17 protein-coding genes and 1 pseudogene are annotated in these 22,585 nt (G+C 61.4%); 14 read left to right on the forward strand and 4 right to left on the reverse strand.

All coding sequences use genetic code 11. The annotated features are described in order from the left end of the window. The first annotated feature begins 45 nt into the window (after positions 1-45). The 7 genes from EAH78_RS00090 to EAH78_RS00120 all read left to right on the forward strand — a co-directional run bounded on the left by EAH78_RS00090 (position 46) and on the right by EAH78_RS00120 (position 8,009). The gene (locus tag EAH78_RS00090) at positions 46-957 is read left to right on the forward strand and encodes a LysR family transcriptional regulator (protein ID WP_140663850.1); all 912 of its coding nucleotides are present in this window, start codon (positions 46-48) and stop codon (positions 955-957) included. 103 nt (positions 958-1,060) lie between these two features. After that, positions 1,061-1,954 (forward strand): NAD-dependent epimerase/dehydratase family protein, encoded by an 894-nt coding sequence (locus EAH78_RS00095; RefSeq protein WP_140663853.1) that lies wholly within the window; start codon positions 1,061-1,063, stop codon positions 1,952-1,954. A 214-nt stretch (positions 1,955-2,168) separates the two neighbouring features. After that, complete coding sequence (locus EAH78_RS00100; RefSeq protein ID WP_140663857.1) at positions 2,169-3,614, forward strand: SulP family inorganic anion transporter; 1,446 nt, start codon at positions 2,169-2,171, stop codon at positions 3,612-3,614. A gap of 220 nt (positions 3,615-3,834) precedes the next feature. Continuing rightward, on the forward strand, positions 3,835-5,184 hold the full coding sequence (locus tag EAH78_RS00105; RefSeq protein ID WP_140663860.1) for a gluconate:H+ symporter: 1,350 nt from the start codon (positions 3,835-3,837) through the stop codon (positions 5,182-5,184). A 15-nt stretch (positions 5,185-5,199) separates the two neighbouring features. Continuing rightward, positions 5,200-6,060 (forward strand): MurR/RpiR family transcriptional regulator, encoded by an 861-nt coding sequence (locus EAH78_RS00110; protein ID WP_140663863.1) that lies wholly within the window; start codon positions 5,200-5,202, stop codon positions 6,058-6,060. Position 6,061: 1 nt separating this feature from the next. Beyond that, entirely contained in the window at positions 6,062-7,519 is a 1,458-nt protein-coding gene (locus EAH78_RS00115) for an N-acyl-D-amino-acid deacylase family protein (RefSeq protein WP_140663866.1), read from the forward strand. Positions 7,520-7,640: 121 nt separating this feature from the next. Beyond that, a complete protein-coding gene (locus EAH78_RS00120) occupies positions 7,641-8,009 on the forward strand; it encodes a glyoxalase superfamily protein (RefSeq protein ID WP_140663869.1) in 369 nt (122 codons plus the stop codon). Positions 8,010-8,126: 117 nt separating this feature from the next. Here the strand turns inward: EAH78_RS00120 and EAH78_RS00125 are convergent, their stop codons facing one another. Both EAH78_RS00125 and EAH78_RS00130 read right to left on the reverse strand, forming a co-directional pair. Beyond that, positions 8,127-8,492, reverse strand: coding sequence for a DUF6124 family protein (locus EAH78_RS00125; RefSeq protein WP_140663873.1), 366 nt, complete (start codon positions 8,490-8,492; stop codon positions 8,127-8,129). A gap of 483 nt (positions 8,493-8,975) precedes the next feature. Then, positions 8,976-9,992 (reverse strand): AraC family transcriptional regulator, encoded by a 1,017-nt coding sequence (locus EAH78_RS00130; RefSeq protein ID WP_140663876.1) that lies wholly within the window; start codon positions 9,990-9,992, stop codon positions 8,976-8,978. A gap of 210 nt (positions 9,993-10,202) precedes the next feature. Here EAH78_RS00130 and EAH78_RS00135 point away from each other — a divergent pair, with 210 nt between their 5' ends. The 7 genes from EAH78_RS00135 (at position 10,203) to EAH78_RS33190 (ending at position 20,426) form a co-directional block, all read left to right on the forward strand. Next, the gene (locus tag EAH78_RS00135; RefSeq protein WP_140663879.1) at positions 10,203-11,798 is read left to right on the forward strand and encodes an FAD-binding oxidoreductase; all 1,596 of its coding nucleotides are present in this window, start codon (positions 10,203-10,205) and stop codon (positions 11,796-11,798) included. Between the two features lie 5 nt (positions 11,799-11,803). Beyond that, complete coding sequence (locus EAH78_RS00140; protein WP_140663884.1) at positions 11,804-13,399, forward strand: glycerol-3-phosphate dehydrogenase/oxidase; 1,596 nt, start codon at positions 11,804-11,806, stop codon at positions 13,397-13,399. Positions 13,400-13,419: 20 nt separating this feature from the next. Beyond that, a complete protein-coding gene (locus tag EAH78_RS00145; protein WP_140663887.1) occupies positions 13,420-14,988 on the forward strand; it encodes an FGGY-family carbohydrate kinase in 1,569 nt (522 codons plus the stop codon). Between the two features lie 240 nt (positions 14,989-15,228). Continuing rightward, the gene (locus tag EAH78_RS00150; RefSeq protein ID WP_140663891.1) at positions 15,229-16,518 is read left to right on the forward strand and encodes a phospholipase; all 1,290 of its coding nucleotides are present in this window, start codon (positions 15,229-15,231) and stop codon (positions 16,516-16,518) included. 60 nt (positions 16,519-16,578) lie between these two features. Beyond that, complete coding sequence (locus EAH78_RS00155) at positions 16,579-18,534, forward strand: DUF1302 domain-containing protein (protein ID WP_140663895.1); 1,956 nt, start codon at positions 16,579-16,581, stop codon at positions 18,532-18,534. Positions 18,535-18,696: 162 nt separating this feature from the next. Continuing rightward, positions 18,697-20,070, forward strand: a complete 1,374-nt coding sequence (locus EAH78_RS00160) for a DUF1329 domain-containing protein (protein WP_140663898.1) — start codon at positions 18,697-18,699, stop codon at positions 20,068-20,070. Between the two features lie 143 nt (positions 20,071-20,213). Continuing rightward, positions 20,214-20,426 (forward strand): FitA-like ribbon-helix-helix domain-containing protein, encoded by a 213-nt coding sequence (locus EAH78_RS33190; protein ID WP_140663900.1) that lies wholly within the window; start codon positions 20,214-20,216, stop codon positions 20,424-20,426. A gap of 162 nt (positions 20,427-20,588) precedes the next feature. Here the strand turns inward: EAH78_RS33190 and EAH78_RS33195 are convergent, their stop codons facing one another. Both EAH78_RS33195 and EAH78_RS33200 read right to left on the reverse strand, forming a co-directional pair. Continuing rightward, a complete protein-coding gene (locus tag EAH78_RS33195; RefSeq protein WP_430539920.1) occupies positions 20,589-21,452 on the reverse strand; it encodes a methyl-accepting chemotaxis protein in 864 nt (287 codons plus the stop codon). A gap of 42 nt (positions 21,453-21,494) precedes the next feature. After that, positions 21,495-22,508: pseudogene (locus tag EAH78_RS33200) on the reverse strand (methyl-accepting chemotaxis protein); the annotation flags it as partial. Positions 22,509-22,585 lie beyond the last annotated feature (77 nt).

Genomic DNA, 22,585 nt, shown 5'->3' on the forward strand with positions numbered 1-22,585 from the left:
CCCGCATCCAGCTACTATCAAGCCAGTTTTGAACGAGGGGCCTTTGTGAAAGCCAGATCCGATGAATTGCAGATTTTTGTCTGCGTAATTGAATGCGGATCGATTTCCGCTGCCGCCGAGCAGGTCGGACAAACGCCTTCGGCAGTCAGCCGCACGCTGTCGCGGCTGGAGGCCAAACTCGATACCACGCTGATCAACCGCACCACGCGGCGCATGGACCTGACCGAAGAGGGCAAGTATTTCTTCGAGCACGCCAAGCGGATTCTCGATCAGATGGACGAGCTCGAAGAACGCCTCAACTCACGCCAGCAAACCCCGTCCGGGCGGCTGCGGATCAACGCCGCGTCGCCGTTCATGTTGCACGCCATCGTGCCGTACATCGACGAATTCCGAAGGCTCTACCCGGACATCCAGCTGGAACTCAACAGCAACGACCTGATTATCGATCTGCTGGAGCAAAGCACCGACATCGCCATTCGCATCGGCACGCTCGCCGACTCGACCTTGCACGCCCGCTCGCTGGGGTGCAGTCCGCTGCACATCGTCGCCAGCCCGGCCTATATCGAGCAACACGGCGCGCCGCAGGCAGTGGCGGACTTGAGTGAGCACGCTTTGCTGGGGTTTACACAGAACGAAGGCCTCAACCAGTGGCCGTTGCGTTACGTGCACGGTGATCGCTGGCCGATCGAAGCGTCGATCAGTGCCTCCAGCGGCGAAACCATCCGGCACCTGGCGCTGCAAGGGCAGGGCATTGCCTGCCTGTCGCATTACATGACCATCGACGACATCCGCGCCGGCCGTTTGCAGGTGCTGCTAGCGGACTTCAACAGCGGCTATCGCCAGCCGATCAACGCGGTGTACTACCGCAACTCGCAATTGGCCCTGCGCATTCAGTGCTTCCTGGATTTCATTCAGGGCAAATTGGCGGTGTATGCGAATTCCGATTTCCAAGGCTGATTCGTGATCCCTGCGCAAGAGTGAATTGGGTCAGAGGGGATTTTTCGTCAGTGATCACTCCTCGATACTCGTCGCATCACTTATTCACGCAGGGAGTTTCTCCATGAACGTATTCGTCACCGGCGCTGCAGGTTTCATCGGCGGCTCCATCGCCACCGGTCTGATCCGCGCGGGCCACAAGGTCACCGGCCTGGTGCGCAGCGAAGCCCAAGCCAATGAACTGAGCGCGCTGGGCATCACCCCGGTGATCGGCACGCTGGACGACAGCGCACTGCTCGCTGAACAGACCCGTGCGGCCGACGCCGTGATCAACGCCGCCAGCAGCGACCATCGCGGCGCGGTGCAAGCCTTGCTCGACGCCTTGCGCGGCTCCAACAAAGTGTTTCTGCACACCAGCGGTTCGAGCATCGTCGGCGACGCCTCCGGTGGTAAGTCCAGCGACGTCATCTACTTCGAAGACAAACTGCCGGAACCGACCGTCGACAAGGCCGCCCGCGTGGCCATCGACAATCTGATCCTCGCCGCCGCGAACGACGGCGTGAACTCGGCGGTGATCTGCAACACGCTGATCTACGGCCACAGCCTGGGCGTCAACCGCGACAGCGTGCAACTGCCGCGCTTGCTCAAGCAGGCGCGTAAAAGTGGCGTGGTCCGGCATGTCGGCCCGGGGCAGAACATCTGGTCCAACGTGCACATCGAAGACGTGGTGTCCCTGTATTTGCTGGCGCTGACCAAAAACGTACCGGGCACGTTCTACTTCGTTGAAAGCGGTGAGGCATCGTTCATCGACATGACCACCGCGATTGCCCAAGCGCTGGAGCGGGGCGCGCCACAAGACTGGCCGCTGAAAGACGCCGAAGCCGAGTGGGGGTATGAAATGGCCAACTATGATTTGGGTTCCAACAGCCGGGTGCGCGGGAAAAAGGCGCGTGAGTTGCTGGGCTGGGCGCCGAAGCGGGTGTCGGTGATTGAGTGGATTCGGGACGAGATGGTTTGAGTTCGCTGTAAACCGCGTCGCTGCCTTCGCGAGCAAGCCCGCTCCCACATTTGATCTGCATCGCACCGGATATCGCGGGTCAGCACAAATCGAGTGTGGGAGCGGGCTTGCTCGCGAAGGCGCTTTCAGCTGCCCAACAACTGGCCGGGCCATCCGCAATTCCGTAACATCCGCGCACTTTCTTCTCGTCACTCCCTGCGTGCGATCCCTCCCCATGAAACCAAAACGTCTACGCGCCGATGTCCTGGCCGGGCTCACGACCTCTTTCGCCCTGTTGCCCGAATGCATCGCCTTCGCGCTGGTGGCCCACCTCAACCCGCTGATGGGGCTTTACGGGGCGTTCATCATTTGCACCCTGACCGCGCTGTTTGGCGGGCGGCCGGGCATGGTGTCGGGCGCTGCCGGCTCAATGGCCGTGGTGATCGTCGCGCTGGTGGTGCAACACGGCGTGCAGTATCTGCTCGCAACGGTGTTGCTCGGCGGGTTGATCATGCTGGCGTTCGGCTTGCTCAAACTGGGCAAACTGGTGCGTATGGTCCCGCACCCGGTGATGCTCGGTTTCGTCAACGGCCTGGCGATCATCATCGCGCTGGCGCAGTTGGAGCATTTCAAAAGCGGCGACACCTGGCTCACTGGCACGCCGCTGTACGTGATGACGGGGCTGGTGGCCGTGACCATGGCCATCGTTTACCTGCTGCCGCGCCTCACGCGTGCCGTGCCGCCGGCGCTGGTGGCGATTCTGGGCGTGGGCCTGGCGGTGTATCTGCTGGGCTTGCCGACCCGTACGCTGGGCGACATGGCGCACATCGCCGGGGGCTTGCCGACCTTTGCGCTGCCAGACATTCCCTGGACGCTGGACACCCTGCGCATCATCGCGCCCTACGCGATTTTGATGGCGCTGGTCGGCCTGCTGGAAACCCTGCTGACCTTGAACCTGACCGACGAAATCACCGAGAGCCGCGGCTTCCCCGACCGCGAGTGCGTGGCGTTGGGCGCGGCCAACATGGTCTCGGGCGTGTTCGGTGGCATGGGCGGTTGCGCGATGATCGGCCAGACCGTGATCAATCTCAGCTCCGGCGGTCGTGGTCGGCTGTCGGGTATGGTCGCCGGGGGGCTGATCCTGCTGTTCATCCTGTTTCTGTCGCCGCTGATCGAGCGCATTCCGCTGGCGGCGCTGGTCGGGGTGATGTTTGTGGTATCCCAGCAAACATTCGCCTGGGCCTCGTTGCGGGTGGTGAACAAAGTGCCGTTGAACGACGTGTTGGTGATCATCGCGGTGACGGTGATTACCGTGTTCACCGACCTGGCCACCGCCGTGTTGTGCGGGATCATCATCGCCGCGCTCAACTTTGCCTGGCAGCAGGCCCGGCAGCTGTACGCCGACAGTCATCTGGAAAACGACGGCAGCAAGCTCTACCGGGTGCATGGCACGCTGTTCTTTGCCTCGACCACACCCTTCCTCAATCAATTCGACCCGGCCAATGATCCTGCCCACGTCACGCTGGATTGCCGGCATTTGAGCTTCGTCGATTACTCGGCCATCTCTGCGCTGGATACGTTGCGCGAGCGCTACACCAAGGCCGGCAAGCACCTGCGCGTGCTGCATTTGTCCGAGCGCTGCAAGAAACTGCTGAAACGCGCCCGCGTCAGTCACGACTGAGCCCTCTACGAGATCGTTCCCACGCGGAGCGTAGGAACGATCAGCGTGAGGGCTATGTAAATTCGCCTATCTGACTTTCATATTCACCGACCTCGCCTATCTCTCAGCGACAACCCTTACCCCTATACGAAAATAACTTTCACCTCGTTTGAAAATCACCTCTCGAAATGTTTTAAGAGTTTCACAATCCATTCGACGTGACCCTTTCGAGGAGTACCGCATGACCCTGTCCTTCGGCTATTGGCTGCTGGTGTATGCCGCCATCGCCATCATTGCGCTGATCGTGCTGATCGCCCGTTACCGACTCAATCCCTTCATTGTCATCACCCTGGTGTCCATCGGCCTAGCTTTGCTCGCCGGGATGCCGGCGTCTGGCGTGGTCGGCGCTTACGAGGCCGGGGTCGGCAAAACCTTGGGCCACATCGCGCTGGTGGTAGCGTTGGGCACGATGCTCGGCAAGATGATGGCCGAGTCCGGCGGCGCCGAGCAGGTGGCGCGGACGCTGATCGACCGTTTCGGCGAAAAGAACGCGCACTGGGCGATGGTCTGCATCGCGTTCCTGGTCGGGTTGCCGCTGTTTTTCGAAGTCGGTTTTGTGTTGCTGGTGCCGATCGCGTTTACCGTGGCGCGGCGCGTCGGGGTGTCGATTTTGATGGTCGGCTTGCCGATGGTCGCGGGGCTCTCGGTGGTGCATGCGCTGGTGCCACCACACCCGGCGGCGATGCTGGCGGTGCAGGTGTATAGGGCGTCGGTCGGCCAGACGTTGATGTACGCGATTTTGATCGGCATTCCGACGGCAATCATTGCCGGGCCGCTGTACGCCAAGTTCATCGTGCCGCGCATTCAATTGCCGGCGGAAAACCCGCTGGAGCGCCAATTCCTCGACCGCGAACCGCGTGACCGCCTGCCGGGCTTCGGCATCACCATGGCAACCATTCTGTTGCCGGTGGTGCTGATGCTGATCGGTGGCTGGGCCAATCTGATTTCCACGCCGGGCAGCGGCTTTAACCAGTTCCTGCTGTTCATCGGCAACTCGGTGATCGCGCTGTTGCTGGCGACCTTGCTGAGCTTCTGGACCCTCGGCATCGCCCAGGGCTTCAGCCGTGAATCGATCCTCAAGTTCACCAACGAATGCCTGGCACCGACGGCGAGCATCACCTTGCTGGTCGGCGCTGGCGGCGGTCTGAACCGGATTCTGGTGGACGCCGGCGTCACCGACCAGATCGTCAGCTTGGCCCACGAGTTTCAGTTGTCGCCGCTGATCATGGGCTGGCTGTTCGCCGCGTTGATGCGCATTGCGACCGGTTCCGCGACGGTGGCGATGACCACCGCCTCGGGGATTGTCGCGCCGGTGGCGGTTGGCTTGGGTTATCCCCATCCGGAGTTGCTGGTGCTGGCGACCGGTGCCGGCTCGGTGATTTTTTCCCACGTCAACGACGGCGGCTTCTGGTTGATCAAGGAATACTTCAACATGACCGTGGCCCAGACCTTCAAGACCTGGACCGTATTGGAGACCATTATTTCGGTGGTCGCTTTCGGCCTGACTGTCGGCCTTTCTTACCTGATCTAACCGGAGTCGCCTGCCATGGACATCCTTTATCAGATCCGCGCCCGCCAGGATTCCTTCAGCGCCGGTGAAGGGCGCATCGCTCGCCTGATGCTGGACGACGTGGGCTTTGCCTCCGCTGCCAGCCTTGATGAGCTGGCGCTGAGAGCGGAAGTCAGTACCGCCACGCTGTCGCGGTTCGCCCGCACGGTAGGCTGCCGCGACTTGCGCGACTTGCGCCTGCAACTGGCCCAGGCCAGTGGCGTTGGCAGCCGTTTTCTCGACCCGGCAGGCACGCCCGATCAGTCGGCGTTTTACGGGCAGATCGTCGGTGATATCGAGTCGACCTTGCGCCAGCACTTGTCGGCGTTCGACGAGTCGCGCTTCGCCGATGCGGTAAAACTGCTGGGCAAGGCGCGGATGATTCACGCGTTCGGCATGGGCGGCTGCTCGACCTTGTGCAGCGATGAACTGCAAGTGCGGCTGGTGCGATTCGGCTACCCGATTGCGGTATGCCACGACCCGGTGATGATGCGCGTCACCGCCGCCAGCCTTGATGCCGGCCGCGCTGTCATTGCCTGTTCGTTGACCGGCATTACCCCCGAACTCATCGAAGCCGTCGAATTGGCCCGCAGTTACGGCGCACGCATTGTCGCCATCACCCGGGCCGAGTCGCCGCTGGCGCAATTGGCGGACGTGCTACTGCCGCTGCAAGGCGTCGAAACCTCGTTTATCTACAAACCGACAGCGGCGCGCTACGGCATGCTGCTGGCCATCGATGTGCTTGCCACCGAGCTGGCGCTGGCCAATCCTGAAGACAATCAAGAACGTCTGCGGCGGATCAAACTCGCCCTCGACGATTACCGCGGCGGCGACGATCACTTGCCGCTGGGAGACTGACATGAAGTACGACACGCTGATTCGCAACGCTCTGATCATCGACGGCAGCAACGCCCCCGGTTACCCCGCCGACGTGGCGATCCTCAACGGCCGCATCGAGCGTATCGGCGACTTGCACGACGCCACTGCCAGCGAGGAAATCGACGCCGCTGGTCGCGTGTTGGCGCCGGGTTTCATCGACGTCCACACCCATGACGACACGGTGGTGATCCGCCAGCCAGAGATGCTGCCCAAACTCAGCCAGGGCGTGACCACGGTGATTGTCGGTAACTGCGGGATCAGCGCTTCGCCGGTGAGTTTGAAAGGCAACCCGCCGGACCCGATGAACCTGCTCGGCACGGCCGCAGCGTTTGTTTATCCGACCTTCAGCGACTACCGCGCGGCGGTCGAAGCGGCGAACACCACGCTGAACGTCGCCGCACTGGTCGGCCACACGGCGCTGCGCAGCAATCACCTCGACGACCTGTTTCGCACCGCCACGCCGCACGAAATCAGCGCGATGCGCGAGCAACTGCGCGAAAGTCTGGAGGCCGGTGCATTGGGGTTATCCACAGGCCTGGCGTACGCCAGCGCCTTCTCGGCCTCTACCGACGAAGTGATGCAACTGACTGAAGAACTGACCGCATTCGGCGCGGTGTACACCACCCATTTGCGCAGCGAATTCGAACCGGTGCTGGAGGCGATGGACGAAGCGTTCCAGATCGGCCGTCATGCGAAATCCCCTGTGATCATTTCCCACCTCAAATGCGCGGGTGCCGGTAACTGGGGGCGCAGTCCGCAATTGCTGGCCTCCCTCGAACACGCGGCGAAAACCCACCCCGTGGGCTGCGACTGCTACCCCTACGCGGCGAGCTCTTCGACGCTGGACCTCAAGCAAGTCACCGATGCCCATCGCATCACCATCACCTGGTCCACCCCGCACCCTGAAATGGGCGGTCGCGACCTGATGGACATCGCCGCCGAGTGGAACCTGTCATTGCTCGACGCCGCCCGCCAATTGCAACCGGCGGGCGCGGTGTACTACGGCATGGACGAGGCCGATGTACGAAGAATCCTCGCGCATCCGCTGTCCATGGTCGGCTCTGACGGCTTGCCGGAAGACCCGTTCCCGCATCCACGCTTGTGGGGCGCATTCCCACGCGTTCTCGGACATTTCAGTCGCGATGTCGGGCTGTTTCCGCTGCACACTGCCGTACACAAAATGACCGGGCTGTCGGCGGCGCGGTTTGGCTTGAAAGAGCGCGGCGAAATCCGCGAAGGGCATTGGGCTGATCTGGTGTTGTTCAATCCAGTGACCATTCGCGACGTGGCGGATTTCAACGACCCGCAACGGGCGGCGGAAGGGATCGACGGCGTGTGGGTCAACGGTGTGTTGAGTTACAGCGAAGGGCAGGCGAACGGGAAAAGGGAAGGGCGCTTTTTGGCGCGGGAAGGGGATTTACGTGTTGGGTTTCAGTGAGCATTCTTTGTGGTCTGTCACACTAGTGGCACATTGCAATTAAAGAAAGCCACCCTCAAGCCGAAGCGCTGACATTCGACCCAGCTACAATCGGGTGTCTTTTCTGTCAGGGAGTAACTGCATGAGTTTCGGTAAAACCACCCCGATCCTGCGGATTTTCGATGAAGCCAAGGCGTTGGAATTCTACGTCGACTTCCTGGGTTTCAAGATCGACTGGCAACATCGCTTCGAAGCGAATTTCCCGTTGTACCTGCAGATCTCCCGTGGCGAATGCGTGCTGCACTTGTCCGAACACCACGGCGATGCGACACCGGGTTCGGCCTTGCGGATCGAGACCACTGAGCTTGAGGCGTTCCAGCAGCAGTTGATTGCCAAGGAATACACCTTTTCACACCCACAGATTCAGGCCATGCCGTGGGGCAGCCAGGACATGACCATCGCCGACCCGTTCGGCAATCGGTTGGTGTTCACCAACGCGATCAGCCTCTGAGCGCAAATGTTGTAAGGCGCGCCAAGAAGCCCGCTGCCGAACCCTTTGGTTTGGCAGCGGGCTTTTTCGTTCAGGGATCAGAGGCCAATGTAGCAAGCGCCCTCGTCACCGCATTGATCACTCAGTGGGCACTAATTTATCCAGCACTTGATTGACCGCCATTTCCGCCACCATGACTATTTGGGCAATACCTTGCGCGGTTTTGCGGTGCGAGCCTTCGAGCATCGCGGCGAAGTCGTTGAGCATGACGGTGGCTGAGCCCAGGGTTTCACAGGCGTCGGTCAGCAAGGGTTCGGTACCGGACGCCGGGTTGGCCATGTAGAGGCGGTTGGGTTGGTAGGGTTTTGTCATGATGTGGGAGGCCGGAGGACCCAGATAGTGATTGAGGGCGCGCTCGGCGGCTTCGTGGAATTTCTTTGAATCCGGTGTTTCGTAGGGGGAGGCCGGATCGGTGTCCGGTGGGTTTGGCGTTACTTTGAACATGGGGGACTAACCTCTAGTAAGGCTGCGTCCATCTCGCTGCTAAACGAAAGGGTGGCAGCTGTGCGCAAGTTAGCAGACCGGTAGTCACCCAAACCCGGCGCACCCGAAGGTGCCATGCGCACAGCTACCATCAAGCGCAGGCAAATGCCTGACTGGATGAGACTTGTACGGCCGGGCAACTATCCGGGCTGCTAAACCCGATCACTGGGAATCAGTGACGCGAACCAAGTTACCGAGCAGCCCCCAAGCGCACAAGCCGGCGGATTCTGGCGTAGTCGTAGGCAGCGGCGCAAGGATCTGTGGGCGTTGTCGCGTAACGCCGAGTGTCTTTAAACATGTGCACTGAAAGACGTTTAATGCGCTGTCGCGACTGACGCCTTCGCGAGCAAGCCCGCTCCCACACTGAATCTCAGTGAGCACCTATTTTGTGTATGACTCATATCGAGTGTGGGAGCGGGCTTGCTCGCGAAGAGGCCAGTGCAGTCACACCCGGTAAGTCTGCCGAAACTCGCCCGGCGGCATCCCTCGCCGACTCTTGAACGTACGGTGAAAGGACCGCGGCTCAGTGAATCCCAGGTACTGAGCGATGTCCTGAATCGGCAGCGTGCTGTTAAGCAGGTAATGCTCGGCCAGTTCCTGGCGCAGGTCGTCGAGGATTTGCTGGTACGACGTGCCGGCCTGATGCAACTGGCGTTGCAGCGTGCGCACTGACACGGCGAGATGTTCGGCCACTTGCTCCTTGCGCGGCAGGCCTTCCTTGAGCAACTGGCGCAGGATGCTTTTGACCCGCTGCTCCAGCGAGGCGTCCTCCAGTGTCGCCATCAACCCCTGCGCATGTTCTTCCAGGGTGCGCAGCAATTGCGCATCGGCCTGGCGCAACGGCAACTGCAAATACGGCAGCGGCACAATCAGCGCCGAATAAGGCTGGTCGAACAGCACCGGACAATCGAAAAACTGCTCGTATTGCGCCAGTGTCGTGTCAGCCGGACGTGGATGTTCCAGCCACACAGCGTCCGGCGACATCTGCGTATCGGCGATCCAGCGCGCGTATTGCAGCCAGGAACCGAGCACGTTTTCCACCAGGTGCCGGCGAATGCGCGGGCGTTGATAGCGGCAGGTCCAGATCAGGTGCACGTTGCTGTCCTGCACCTCGGCGCGGCTGACGCCCATGTCGCCCACCAGTTTCTCGAACGGCATGATGCGGCTCATGGCATCGCCCAGTGTCGCGCAGTTCATGGTGATGTAACCCAGCACGCTCCAAGAGTTGGGCAACACAAAATGAGCGGCGTTGAGACCGAACAACGGATCGCCCGAGTGTTCGCAGAAATAATCGAGCAAGCGCTCATGGGCTTCACCCGGCAACCGCAGGCTGTTGTCATTCAACTGCTGCGCCTGCAACCCGGCCGCCGCCAACGCAGGCTCGATGGCCATGCCCAGTTGTTCGGCATGGCGCAGGTATTTGAGCAGCGGCGGAACGGAAGTGAAGCCCAGGGATTGCATGATCGTATTCCTTTGATCAAGACCCGCGTGCGCGGATGAATGCGCTGAAAGGTAATTTGAAACCACGGCTAAAGTAAATGGCTGGCATCTGTGCGACGTTTGACTCAATTGGCTACTCGAACTGGCCGGATGCGACCGTGACACTTTCGGGCAGCTGACTAGTATGGGGGCCTGAAATATCACCCATAAGAACCGCAAAAGGACACACGCATGCGACGCTGGAACGGCTGGGGAGATGCAAGCACGGTGGTCGAACTGCCGGCCCAGGGCGCGAGTTTTCTCGCCGAGCGGCTGGGTGACGGTCGAGCGTTGCCCGATGCCACGCTGGAGATGGCATTGGCCCGCGTGCCGGCCTCGCGGCTGCAGGAACACGCCTTGTACAGCGTGGTTGCGCAGGATCGTCTGCTGCACGCGCGGGGGCAGAGCCTGCCGGACTGGCTGGCGTTGCGTGAAGGCGCGCTGGGCAATTATCCCGACGCCGTGGCTTTTCCCGAGACGGCCGAACAGATCCGCCAATTGCTGGCGCTGGCTCATGAACAGGATTTGTGCCTGATTCCTTACGGTGGCGGCACCTCGGTGGCCGGGCACATCAATCCACCGAACTCCGCGCGGCCCGTGGTCACGGTGTCCCTGGCCCGGATGAATCGCCTGCTGGACCTTGACGAACAGAGCCTGCTGGCGACCTTCGGCCCCGGCGCCAGTGGGCCGCAGGTGGAAAGTCAGTTGCGCGCCCGGGGTTATACGCTGGGGCATTTTCCGCAGTCGTGGGAGCTGTCGACCCTCGGTGGTTGGGTCGCCAGTCGCTCCAGTGGCCAGCAATCGTTGCGCTACGGACGAATCGAGCAACTGTTCGCCGGCGGGACGCTGGAAACTTTTGCCGGACCTTTGGAGATTCCCACGTTCCCGGCCTCGGCTGCCGGGCCCGATCTGCGCGAAGTGGTGTTGGGTTGCGAGGGCCGTTTCGGGATTATTTCCGAGGTCAAGGTGCGGGTCAGCGCATTGCCCGCCGATGAACGTTTCTACGGCGTGTTTCTGCCCAGCTGGACCCAGGCGCTGCAAGCCATCCGCCAATTGGCCCAAGCGCGCGTGCCGCTGTCGATGCTGCGCTTGTCCAACGCCGTGGAAACCGAAACCCAGTTGGCGCTGGCCGGTCATCCGCAGCAGATCGCCTGGCTGGAAAAGTACCTGGCCCTGCGCGGTGCCGGTGAGGGCAAATGCCTGCTGACGTTCGGCGTGACCGGCAATCGCCGGCAAAACGCGCTGTCCCTGAGCCAGGCGCGGCAGCATCTCAAGGCATTCGGCGGGGTGTTTACCGGCACCTTGCTCGGCAAGAAGTGGGCGCAGAACCGTTTTCGTTTTCCCTACCTGCGCGAGAACTTGTGGAACGCCGGTTATGTGGTCGACACGCTGGAAACGGCCACCGACTGGAGCAACGTCGACAACCTGCTCACCCTCATCGAAAACAGCCTGCGCGACGCCTTGGCGGCTGAAGGCGAACGGGTGCACGTGTTCACTCACCTGTCCCACGTCTACGGCGAAGGCTCAAGCATCTACACCACCTATGTGTTTCGCCCGGCGGCGGACTATCCCGCCACGCTGGCGCGCTGGCAGGCGCTCAAACACGCGGCCAGCCAGACCATCGTCGATAACCACGGCACCATCAGTCACCAGCACGGCGTGGGCAAGGACCACGCGCCGTACCTGCTGAGCGAGAAAGGCGTGCTGGCGATGGCCACCCTGCAGGCGCTGAGCCGGCATTTTGATCCGGCCGGGCGCTTGAACCCCGGCACGTTGTTGCCGGAGTGACGGCCGTGAGACCGAACTGGAACGCCGCGTGGCGCCAGCAAGTGCTGCCGACGCTGGCGGATGAAACCTGGGACCTGATCGTCATCGGCGGCGGCATCAGCGGCGCCGGTATCCTGCGCGAAGCTGCACGCCGTGGCTGGCGTTGCCTGCTGCTGGAACAACGGGATTTCGCCTGGGGCACGTCCAGTCGATCCTCGAAAATGGTCCATGGCGGCTTGCGCTACATCGCCAAGGGGCAGTGGCGCCTGACCCGCGATTCGGTTCGCGAACGCCAGCGCCTGCTCGACGAAGCGCCGGGGCTGGTGGAACCGATGAGTTTCATGATGCCGCAATACCGTGGCGGCTTTCCCGGACCGCGGGTGTTGGGTGGTTTGTTGTCCGTCTATGACGCGTTGGCGGGGCGGCGTAGCCATCGCTTCCATGACGCGCAACAACTGCGCTATCTGGCGCCGGGGGTGAAGGAGCATGACCTGCTGGGCGGCACCTGTTTTGTCGATGCACTGACCGATGACGCGCGTCTGGTGATGCGCGTATTGGGCGAGGCCCGGGCCGATGGCGCCGTGGTGCTCAACGGCGTGCGCGTGCAGCAATTGCTGCGTGAAGAGGGCCGGGTGTGCGGAGTTCAGGTCGAGGACTGCGAAGGTGGCGCATCACTGCAATTGCGTTGCCGTGTGTTGGCCGTGGCCACCGGCGCCTGGGCCGAACGCTTGCGCCTGCCCGATGCCCCGCGTCAGTTGCGCCCGTTGCGTGGCAGCCATTTGTTGCTGCCGGGCTGGCGCCTGCCGGTGGCGCAAGCCTTCACTTTTCTGCACGAACGCGACCGTCGACCGGTGTTCGTTTTTCCCTGGGAGGGCGCCACGGTCGTCGGCACCACGGACCTCGATCATCAGGGCGATCTGGACCAGAGCGCGAGCATCAGCGCCGAAGAACTCGACTACCTGCTGGCAGCCTGTTCTCAACAATTTCCCCACGCAGAGGTGGTCGCTGGCGACGTGCTGTCGACCTGGTCCGGGGTGCGCCCGGTGGTGGGTAGCGCGGCGGGTGAACACCAAGGCAAACCGTCGAATGAAACCCGCGAGCATGTGTTGTGGCAGGAGCCGGGTTGCGTGACCTTGGCCGGCGGCAAGCTGACCACTTTTCGCCCGCAAGCCATCGAAGTGCTCAAGGCCTGCGCGAGCATGCTCGACCGCCCCTTCGATGATGACGCCGCGCCGGTGTTTGCCGTGGTGCCGCCGCTGGCGATTCCAGGGCTCAGTGGCAACCAGTGGCGGCGCCTGGCCGGGCGACATGGCCGTGACCTGCCGAAGCTGGCGAAATTGATTGTTGAATTGGGCCATGACAGCGTGGGCGCCACGGACACCTTGTGGGCGGAACTGGCGTTTGCCTGTGAGGCGGAAATGGTGTTGCACCTGGATGACTTGCTGCTGCGTCGAACCCGTCTGGGCCTGTTGCTGTCGCGTGGTGGCGAGGAATACTTTGCGGCCATCCGCCAACTCTGCCAGCCACGACTGGGCTGGGATGACGAGCGTTGGCAGCAGGAGTTGCAGCGCTATCAGGCGTTATGGCAACGCCATCACGGTTTACCGGATGCTGCGCATTGATGCCCATTGAAGAGAGCTCCATGGATAACCACCCGAACAAGCGTTACCTGCTGGCCATCGACAATGGCACCCAGAGCGTGCGCGCGCTGCTCTTCGATTTGCAGGGCCATCTGCTGGGCAAAGGCAAGGTCGAGTTGCAGGCCTATTACTCGACGCAACCCGGCTGGGCCGAGCAGGACCCGGAGTATTACTGGGCGAAACTGGGCGAGGCCTGCCAGCAGGTGTGGCAGCAAACCGGAATCGATCGTTCTCAGATTGCCGGCGTCTCTCTGACCACCCAGCGCGGCACCGTGATCAACGTCGATGCCCAAGGCAAGCCGCTGCGCCCGGCGATTCTGTGGCTCGATCAACGCCAGAGCGAAGTCGAAGGCGGGATCAAGGGGCCGTGGGGCTGGCTGTTCAAACTGGTTGGCGCGCAAGCCACCGTGGATTATTTTCGCGCCCAGGCCGAGGCCAACTGGATCGCCTGCCACCAGCCTGAAGTCTGGGCGGCGACCGACAAGTTTTTGCTGCTCTCGGGGTTTCTGACCCATCGCCTATGCGGGCGCTTTGTCGATTCCGTGGGCTGTTGCGTCGGCTACCTGCCGTTCGATTTCAAACGTCTGAAATGGGCCGCGCCCAGCGACTGGAAATGGCAAGCGCTGGCGGTGCGTCCCGAGCAATTGCCGAGCCTGCACAAACCCGGTGAAACGCTGGGTTTCATCACCGCTGAAGCCAGCCGCCACACCGGTATTCCCGAGGGGTTGCCGCTGATTGCCGCAGGTGCCGACAAGGCCTGCGAAGTCGTCGGTTCCGGCGTCGTCGATGCAGACACGGTGTGCCTGTCCTACGGCACCACGGCGACGATCACCAGCACCCGGTCGCGCTACCTGGAAATCGTCCCGTTGATCCCGCCTTACCCCTCGGCATTGCCGGATCAATACAACTGCGAGGTGATGATTTATCGCGGCTACTGGATGGTCAGCTGGTTCAAGAACGAGTTCGGCCTGCGGGAAATGCAACAGGCCAAAGCGCAGGGCATAGAACCCGAGCAACTCTTCGACGCACTGGTCGACGCCGTGCCGCCGGGGTCCATGGGGCTGATGCTGCAACCCTACTGGTCGCCGGGCATCCGTGAGCCGGGCGTGGAAGCCAAGGGCGCAATGATCGGTTTCGGCGACGTGCATACCCGCGCGCACATTTACCGGGCGATCCTTGAAGGCCTGGCGTATGCCTTGCGCCAGGGCATGGAGAAGATTGAGAAGCGTTCGAAAATCTCGGTCAAGCGGTTGCGGGTCGCTGGTGGCGGCTCCCAGAGTGATGCAGCGATGCAGCTCACAGCGAACATTTTTGGGCTGCCGGCCGAGCGTCCGCATGTGTATGAAGCGTCCGGTTTGGGCGCGGCGATTTGCTGTGCGGTGGGGCTTGGGCTGCACGCGGATTTTCCCACGGCGATGGCGACGATGACTCGGGTGGGCGCGGTGTTCATGCCGCAACCCGAGGCGCAGCAGATTTATGAGCGACTGTACAAAGAGGTTTACCTGCGCATGTACCGGCAGCTCAAGCCGTTGTACCAAAGCATCCGCAACATTACCGGTTACCCGGCCTGAAATAACACCGAAGATCCCCTGTGGGAGCGGGCTTGCTCGCGAATGCGGTGTGTCAGTCACTACTTATTTCACTGACACACCGCATTCGCGAGCAAGCCCGCTCCCACATTGATCCGTGCCGTTTCTTGCATCTTGGGCGTGGCGCTATCGGAGAACTTTTCTGGTGAGATTGGACAGTGTCAGGGGCAGGGTCGGTTGTTAGGCTCAACCCCACTGCTCATCCAATAAGAACCAAAAGCAATGAAGCTGACATTCCTCCTGTTGCTGCTTTGTGCAACGGCACCGATGGCGTGGGGCTGGTCCAACCATACGGTCGGCAGCTACCTGGCGTTGCAGGATCTGCCGGCCTTGCGCGATGCGCCGCAGGTCGAGGTCGAGCCGCTGGAGCAGTTTCTCGCGCAACAATATCCCGCCGTTTCTGCGCTGCTGGACGAACAGGAACGCTTCGCTCGCGAGCACTTCGCGCAGTACCCGCCGCGCCCCGACAACCTGAAATTGCCCGCCGTGCCCGGGGACAATCTGCGCCACGATTTTCTCACCGCGTTGCGGATCAATCCGCAGATTCATCTGGCGATGGTTGTCCAGCCGATGCCGGGCAAGGACCTGCCCGAGCGTGAACACCTCAAGGCCAAGCAAGTCATGGTTGAGCAAACCCTTTCGCCGTGGAATCGCCAGCGTTTCATCCGCGTGGCCGACGGTGAAAAAGTCGCGCCCCTGGCCGTGTTGGCCAGCGCCGCCGACGAGCCTGATTACGGCCACGACATCAACCTGTTCAGCGACAACCCCGGCGAGGTGGGCGCGTTGTACGGCTTCGGCCCGCAGCCATTTGGTGATGCGCGGTTTCAGTACAGTTCCCAGGCGCCGTTTCATATGGGGTTCTTCCATGAAAGTGCGGTGGTGTATGCCGCGGCCGGATTTCTTCAGCGCAGCTGGCCGGACTGGCGCGCCTACCAATACATGGGGTTGGCGCGGCTGGCGTTTGCCAGCGGCCATCCTTACTGGGGTTATCGGTTTCTCGGTTGGGGCCTGCACCACGTTCAGGACCTGACCCAGCCTTATCACGCCAAGCCATTGCCGGGTGTCGATCTGGCGAGCCTGCTGCTACTGGAAAGCAAGGCGCTGGCCGGCTTCGATGCCGACAAGCATGCCGCCATTGAACGGGTCGCCACCCGGCACATGGAGGTGGAGAAATATCAGTCGACCTGGCTGCGGCGCTTGCTGCGTGCCGGCCAGCCCCATCCGATGCTCGACGCTTATACCGACTCTGCACAGGACGCCAGCTACCCACCGTATTCAGTCGACTACCTGCGCGAAGTGGTGAGCGCCGAGTCCGCCGATGAATCCGCAGCGTTTGATGAAGCTATTGGGCAATGGCTGGACACGGCTCCGATCACCAGTGATTTCAGCGCCAGTAACCAGATGCAGCGCGAAGACTTCGACCATCCGGAATTGAACCAACAGCTGTTCAAACTGCTGGGGCATTTCGGTGCGCACAGCCGGATTTATGTCAGCGCGGGACTGGCGCCATAGCCATCGCGGCAACGATGTAGAAACCATAAAAACAATAAAACCAGGGAAGAGGAACACACCATGAGAACCCGATTTCGCCTGTCTGGCGCGGCGCTCCCCGGCGTCGGCCTGGCAGGGCTGCTGCAACTGTGCGCGGTCGACGGCGTGCAGGCCGAGGAATTCAGTGTGCTGAACAATTCGGTCACCGGTTCATTCGACAGCACCTTGTCCTATGGCCGCTTGTGGCGGGTCCAGGGCCGGGACAAGAACAACGACGACATCAACACCAACGACGGCAATCGCAACTTCGACACCGGGCTGGTTTCCGAGGTGTACAAGATCACCTCGGAGCTGGAGGCCAACTATCAGAACTACGGGATGTTCATGCGCGGCACCGCGTTCTATGACACCCAACTGATGGACAAGCGCAACGATTACTACCGCAACAACAACCCTTCGCAACCGAGCCAGAGCTACCCGCAGGACGACCACTTCACTGCTCAGACCCGCGATATCGCCGGCAGTCGGGTGGAGATGCTCGACGCTTACCTCTATGGCAACTGGGACGTCGCGCAGATGCCGGTCACGGCCCGTATCGGACGCCAGGTGTTCAACTGGGGCGAGGGGATTTTCTACCGTGGCGGGATCAACACCACCAACCCGGTGGACGCGTCCAAGTACCGTTTGCCCGGTGCCGAAGTCAAGGAAGTGCTGGTGCCGGTGGAGGCGCTGAGCTTCAACATCGGCCTGACCGACACCCTGACCATGGAGAGCTTTTACCAGACCAACTGGAAGGAAACCCGGATCGACCCGGTCGGTACTTACTACTCGCAATCGGACCTGTTCGCCGACGGCGGCAACACCGGTTACAACAACTTTACCGATACTGCGCTGGACACTCCGGTCCCTGGCTTCGGCAACGTGATCGGCCTGTACAGTGCGCTGGGTAACAACCCGTTGCTCAACCAGGCATTGAGCACCACTGGCCTTTATGCCAACGGGGTCACTCCGACCTTCGGCAATATCGTCAAGGTCGCTTCGGTCGGCAAGGATTACAACGCGCGCAACGACGGCCAGTTCGGTTTCGCTTTCCGCTACATTGCGGAACAACTCAACAGCACCGAGTTCGGCTTGTACATGGTCAATTACCACGCCAAGGAACCGACCGTTTCCGCCGACCTGGGCGGGTATAAGGGGGTCGACATCAACGCGCTGACCAACCTGTTGTCCGGGGTGGCTGGCAGTCAGGCCGGCGAACTGGCCAACGGCCTGACGACCATTGATGTGCTGGGCAGTATTCAGGCGCATCGTCGCTACGCTGAAGACATCCGCATGTACGGCTTCAGTTTCAACACCACCCTGGGCCAGGCGTCGGTGTTTGGTGAAGTGGCCTATCGGCCGAACCTGCCCATCGGCGTTGCCGCCACCAACGACCTGATCGGCGACCTGGCCAATGGCGCAGCTGCCGTAGCGTCCGGCAAGACCATCAACATTGGCGGGCAGATGGTCACGCTCGACAGTCAGATCAATAACGCCGAGCGGGTGGAAGCGTTCAACACCTCGCTGGGCAGCATCTACAACTTTGGTCCGAGCCTGTCGTTCGACTCGATGTTTGGTGTGTTCGAACTGGCCTCCGAGCATTTGCGCGGTAGCAGCCTGCAATACACCGCGTACGACGGCAGTACTCGTTACTACGCGGGCACCGGTAACTATTCCTATGTGTCGGGCGGCGATCGCGCCGACCAGGTCAACCGCAACTCCTACAGCTACACCGCGATGTTGAACGGTACATGGAACGACGTGTATGCCGGGGTCAACGTCTCGCCCTATGTCGTCTACAAGGACGACTTCAACGGCAACAGTTATCAGGCGGGCAACACCATCGAGGGCCGCAAGGCCTACACCCTGGGGATCAAGGCCAATTACCAGAACAAGCTGGAGGCCGAGTTGCAATACACCGAGTTCTACGGCGGCGGGCAGGACAACGGCCTGCGTGATCGCGACAACGTCGGCTTCAACCTCAAGTACTTCCTTTAAGTGCTACACGCAAACCAAGTGTGGGAGCGGGCTTGCTCGCGAAAGCGGTGTATCAGGCGACATCTGTGCTGGATGTGCCGCCCTCTTCGCGAGCAAGCCCGCTCCCACATTGGATCTTCTGTGTCTTGCAGACCGCAGCAGGATTTATTTCGGAGAACGATCATGTTTCACACGTCTCGCCTGACCAAAACCACGCTGGCGCTAATCCTGAGCCTGGCCGCCGGCAGCACGCTGGCCGCCATCTCGCCCCAGCAAGCCGAGCAATTGAAAACCACCCTGACACCGCTGGGCGCCGAGCGTGCCGGCAACGCCGCCGGGACCATTCCGGCCTGGGCCGGCGGCATCACCCAGGCGCCGGCCGGCTACAAACCGGGTCAACACCACCCGGACCCGTACGCGGCGGACAAGCCGCAGTTCACCATCACCAAGGCCAACCTTGAGCAGTACAAGGCCCACCTCAGCCCCGGCCAGATCGCACTGTTCAACAGCTACCCCGACACCTTCCAGATGCCGGTCTATCCCTCTCGCCGGTCGGGCTCGGCGCCGCAATGGCTGTATGACAACACCTTCAAGAATGCGACCTCGGCCAAACTGCTCGAGGGCGGCAGCGGGTTTGCCGATGCCTATGGCGGCGTGCCGTTCCCGGTGCCCAAGGACGGGATCGAGGTGCTGTGGAACCACATCACCCGTTATCGCGGGATCTATGTGGTGCGGCGTGCTTCCGAAGCGCCGGTACAGCGCAACGGCAGCTTCGCGCTCGTGACCTCGCAGCAGGAAGGGCTCTTCAACTATTACCGCCCCGGTGGGCAGTTCGCCGACCTGAAAAACATCCTGTTCTACTACCTGGCGTTCGTGAAGAGCCCGGCCCGGCTGGCCGGCGGTGCGGCGTTGATTCACGAGACCCTGGACCAGCTCAAGGACCCGCGTCAGGCCTGGGTCTACGACGCCGGCCAACGCCGTGTGCGCCGCGCGCCGAACCTGGCGTATGACACGCCGATCGCTTCATCCGACGGCCTGCGCACGGCCGACGATACCGACCTGTTCAACGGCTCGCCAGACCGCTACGACTGGACGCTCAAGGGCAAGCAAGAGGTCTACATCCCGTACAACAACTACAAAGTCGGCAGCCCTGACGTGAAGTACGCGCAGTTGCTCACACCGGGCCACCTCAACCCGCAATTCACCCGTTATGAGCTGCATCGGGTCTGGGTGGTCGAAGGCACGCTCAAGCCGGGCTCGCGGCATATTTATTCCAAGCGGGTGCTGTTTCTCGACGAGGACAGTTGGGGCGCTGCACTGGTGGATCAATATGACGGGCGAGGGGAGTTGTGGCGGGTGTCGATGGCCTACCTGAAAAACTTCTACGACCTGCCCACCACCTGGAGTGCGCTGGACGTTTTCCATGACTTGCAGGCGCGTCGTTACTACGTGCAGAACCTGGACAACGAAGAACCCGCCACCGTGGACTTCGCCCAACCGGTGCCGGAAGACGCGTATTTCATGCCGTCGGCATTGCGTCAACGCGGGACTCGGTGAGGGGAGCAAACTGCGCAAAAGTGGCGAGGGCAGCGCTCTTGTCACAACGCCGATCACTCGGTCGGCACAACCTTACCCAACATTCGAATAATGAAGAGTCATGGTAGCCTCATTGCTTCAACTGCCGTTAAATCGGAGGGCATGTGGCAAGTTTGAGCATCAATAATATTGATCGTCAGCTCTATGAAGAACTGCGAGTAACGGCAGATATCAGAGGTCTTTCGATTGAAGATCTCGCGTGTCGGATTTTGACCAAAGCACTGGAGCAGAATAAATGTACTGACGGCTTGGGGACTCGAATCCATAAGCGGTTCAGCCTCGATGGTGGAGTAGAACTGGATCTGCCTTCTCGCTGAAGTTGGGTCGCAAGTTTCTCGGTTCGACACATCATCATTGGTGGTTATTCAGACCGCATTCGCGAGCAAGCCCGCTCCCACATTTGATCGTGGTACGACGCCGATCAAATGGGGGAGCGGGCTTGCTCGCGAATGGTTCTTTCATTCACCGCAAAGTGAACGTCAAACGCGGAAGTGGCTGACCATCTGCTGCAATTGCCCCCCCAACCGCGCCAGTTCAACGCTCGACGCAGCGGTTTCGTCGCTGGCGGCGGCGGTCTGTTCGGACACGTCGCGCACGTTGATGATGCTGCGGCTGATCTCTTCGGCCACGGCGCTTTGCTGTTCGGCAGCGGCGGCGATCTGCTGGTTCATCGACTGGATGTTGGATACCGTGCGGGTGATGTTTTCCAGGGACACGCCAGCCTTGCGGGTCAGGGCCACGCTGCTGTCGGTCAGGGTACGGCTGTTGTTCATCACCGCCGACACTTGTTGCGTGCCATTTTGCAGGGCGGCCACCAGGCCTTCGATTTCTTCGGTCGATTTCTGCGTGCGCTGGGCCAGGCCCCGCACTTCATCGGCGACCACCGCAAAACCACGACCGGCTTCACCGGCGCGCGCGGCTTCAATCGCGGCGTTGAGCGCCAGCAAGTTGGTCTGCTCGGCGACGGCCTTGATCACGTCCATCACGCTGCCAATCTTGTCGCTTTCCTGTTGCAGCACGCTCATGGCTTCGGTGGAACGCACCACTTCGCTGGCCAGACGCTCAATCTGGGCGATGGCTTCGTTGACCACTTTGTCGCCTTCACGAGCTTCACCGTCTGCCGCGGCGGCGGCTTGCGAGGCTTGTTCGGCATTGCGCGCGACTTCCTGCACCGTGGCGGTCATCTCGTGCATGGCGGTGGCCACCTGATCGGTCTCGATCTTCTGGCTGTTCACCCCGGCGCTGGTTTGTTCGGTCACGGCCGACAGTTCTTCGGCGGCGCTGGCAATTTGCGTGACGCCGTCGCGGATGCCGCTGATCAGGTCGCGCAGGGTCACGCCCATGCGCGCGATGCCTTGCTGCAACACACCGAGTTCGTCACGGCGCGTGACTTTGACGTCATGGGACAGGTCGCCGCTCGCGATGCGTTCAACCACGGCCAGGGTGTCGCGAATCGGGCCAGTGATTTGACGGGTGATGATCACGGCGGCAATCACGCCGACCAGCAACGCGAGCAAGATGCTGATCAATTGCAGGGTACGGGCCTGGGCGCTTTCGGCGTCGCGACGGTCGAGCTGGATCTGATACAGCTGATCGCTCAGGGTCACGATGGCGGCGCCTTGGTCGGTCATTTCCTTGCGCGCCTGCACCGCCTCGGTGTTGGCCGCTTTATACGACTGCAAGGCGCTGCGGTAGTTGACCAGCGCGGTTTCCAGCTGACGCAAGGCGTCTTGCTGAGTCTCGGCGAACTGCGCGTTGAGTGGTTTGAGGCTGGCAATCGCCGCGTCCAGTTGGCCGACGGCTTTTTGCTCGGTCTCGGCGTTGGGGGCGGCGGTGTAGCCGCGCACTTCGTAGCGGGCCAGGATGAACGCTTCCTTGGCGGCGGTAATGGCCTGGAATTGTTCGAAGTGCTGATCGCTCAACGGCATTTGCTGCACGCGGCTGCTGATGGCCTCGATCAGTGTGTTGGCGGTTTCAGCATTGGCGCCCATGGTGTCGCGGGCGCTGTTGCCGGTGCGGTAGGCGCTGCGCATTTTGTTCAGCGAGGTCTGGTACGCCGCAATGAAGGTGCCTTGCTCTTTGAGTAGCTTGAGGTTTTCCGGGCTCTTGAATGTCGACAGCAACGCTTGTTGCTGAGCCGAGAAGGCGTCGAGGGTGGTCTGTACGTTCTGCGCGGCGGTTTCGTCGCCGTTGGTCAGCATGTATTGCAGGCGAACCACACGCAGCTTGGTCAGGCCGGCGTTGAGCTGGGTGATGTCGCTCATCCAGTTGCTGCGGTCAATCAGGCTGCCCAGGCTGGTCCAGCCGGTCAGGGCCAGGACGCAGGTCAATGCCAAAACCAGGCCGAATCCCAGGCCCAGTTTCATGTTCACGCTGATATTGCCGAGCCAGCTATTCATCAATTCCTCCAGGAACGTTGCGCTTGTTGATCGTCGGTTGGCTGGAAGATTGTTGTTTTTGGGAGCCAGCAAGGTAG

The sequence above is a fragment of the Pseudomonas arsenicoxydans genome (assembly GCF_006438915.1).
Classification (GTDB): domain Bacteria; phylum Pseudomonadota; class Gammaproteobacteria; order Pseudomonadales; family Pseudomonadaceae; genus Aquipseudomonas; species Aquipseudomonas arsenicoxydans_A.

What these genes read in the sequence shown, in the direction of transcription:
- EAH78_RS00125 (WP_140663873.1), bottom strand. Translation starts at nt 8,492, where the DNA reads ATGTTCAAAGTAACGCCAAACCCACCGGACACCGATCCGGCCTCCCCC.
- EAH78_RS00130 (WP_140663876.1), bottom strand. Translation starts at nt 9,992, where the DNA reads ATGCAATCCCTGGGCTTCACTTCCGTTCCGCCGCTGCTCAAATACCTG.
- EAH78_RS00145 (WP_140663887.1), top strand. Translation starts at nt 13,420, where the DNA reads ATGGATAACCACCCGAACAAGCGTTACCTGCTGGCCATCGACAATGGC.
- EAH78_RS00155 (WP_140663895.1), top strand. Translation starts at nt 16,579, where the DNA reads ATGAGAACCCGATTTCGCCTGTCTGGCGCGGCGCTCCCCGGCGTCGGC.
- EAH78_RS00150 (WP_140663891.1), top strand. Translation starts at nt 15,229, where the DNA reads ATGAAGCTGACATTCCTCCTGTTGCTGCTTTGTGCAACGGCACCGATG.
- EAH78_RS00115 (WP_140663866.1), top strand. Translation starts at nt 6,062, where the DNA reads ATGAAGTACGACACGCTGATTCGCAACGCTCTGATCATCGACGGCAGC.
- EAH78_RS00160 (WP_140663898.1), top strand. Translation starts at nt 18,697, where the DNA reads ATGTTTCACACGTCTCGCCTGACCAAAACCACGCTGGCGCTAATCCTG.
- EAH78_RS00120 (WP_140663869.1), top strand. Translation starts at nt 7,641, where the DNA reads ATGAGTTTCGGTAAAACCACCCCGATCCTGCGGATTTTCGATGAAGCC.
- EAH78_RS33195 (WP_430539920.1), bottom strand. Translation starts at nt 21,452, where the DNA reads ATGGGCGTGACCCTGCGCGACCTGATCAGCGGCATCCGCGACGGCGTC.
- EAH78_RS00100 (WP_140663857.1), top strand. Translation starts at nt 2,169, where the DNA reads ATGAAACCAAAACGTCTACGCGCCGATGTCCTGGCCGGGCTCACGACC.
- EAH78_RS00095 (WP_140663853.1), top strand. Translation starts at nt 1,061, where the DNA reads ATGAACGTATTCGTCACCGGCGCTGCAGGTTTCATCGGCGGCTCCATC.
- EAH78_RS00135 (WP_140663879.1), top strand. Translation starts at nt 10,203, where the DNA reads ATGCGACGCTGGAACGGCTGGGGAGATGCAAGCACGGTGGTCGAACTG.
- EAH78_RS00110 (WP_140663863.1), top strand. Translation starts at nt 5,200, where the DNA reads ATGGACATCCTTTATCAGATCCGCGCCCGCCAGGATTCCTTCAGCGCC.
- EAH78_RS00105 (WP_140663860.1), top strand. Translation starts at nt 3,835, where the DNA reads ATGACCCTGTCCTTCGGCTATTGGCTGCTGGTGTATGCCGCCATCGCC.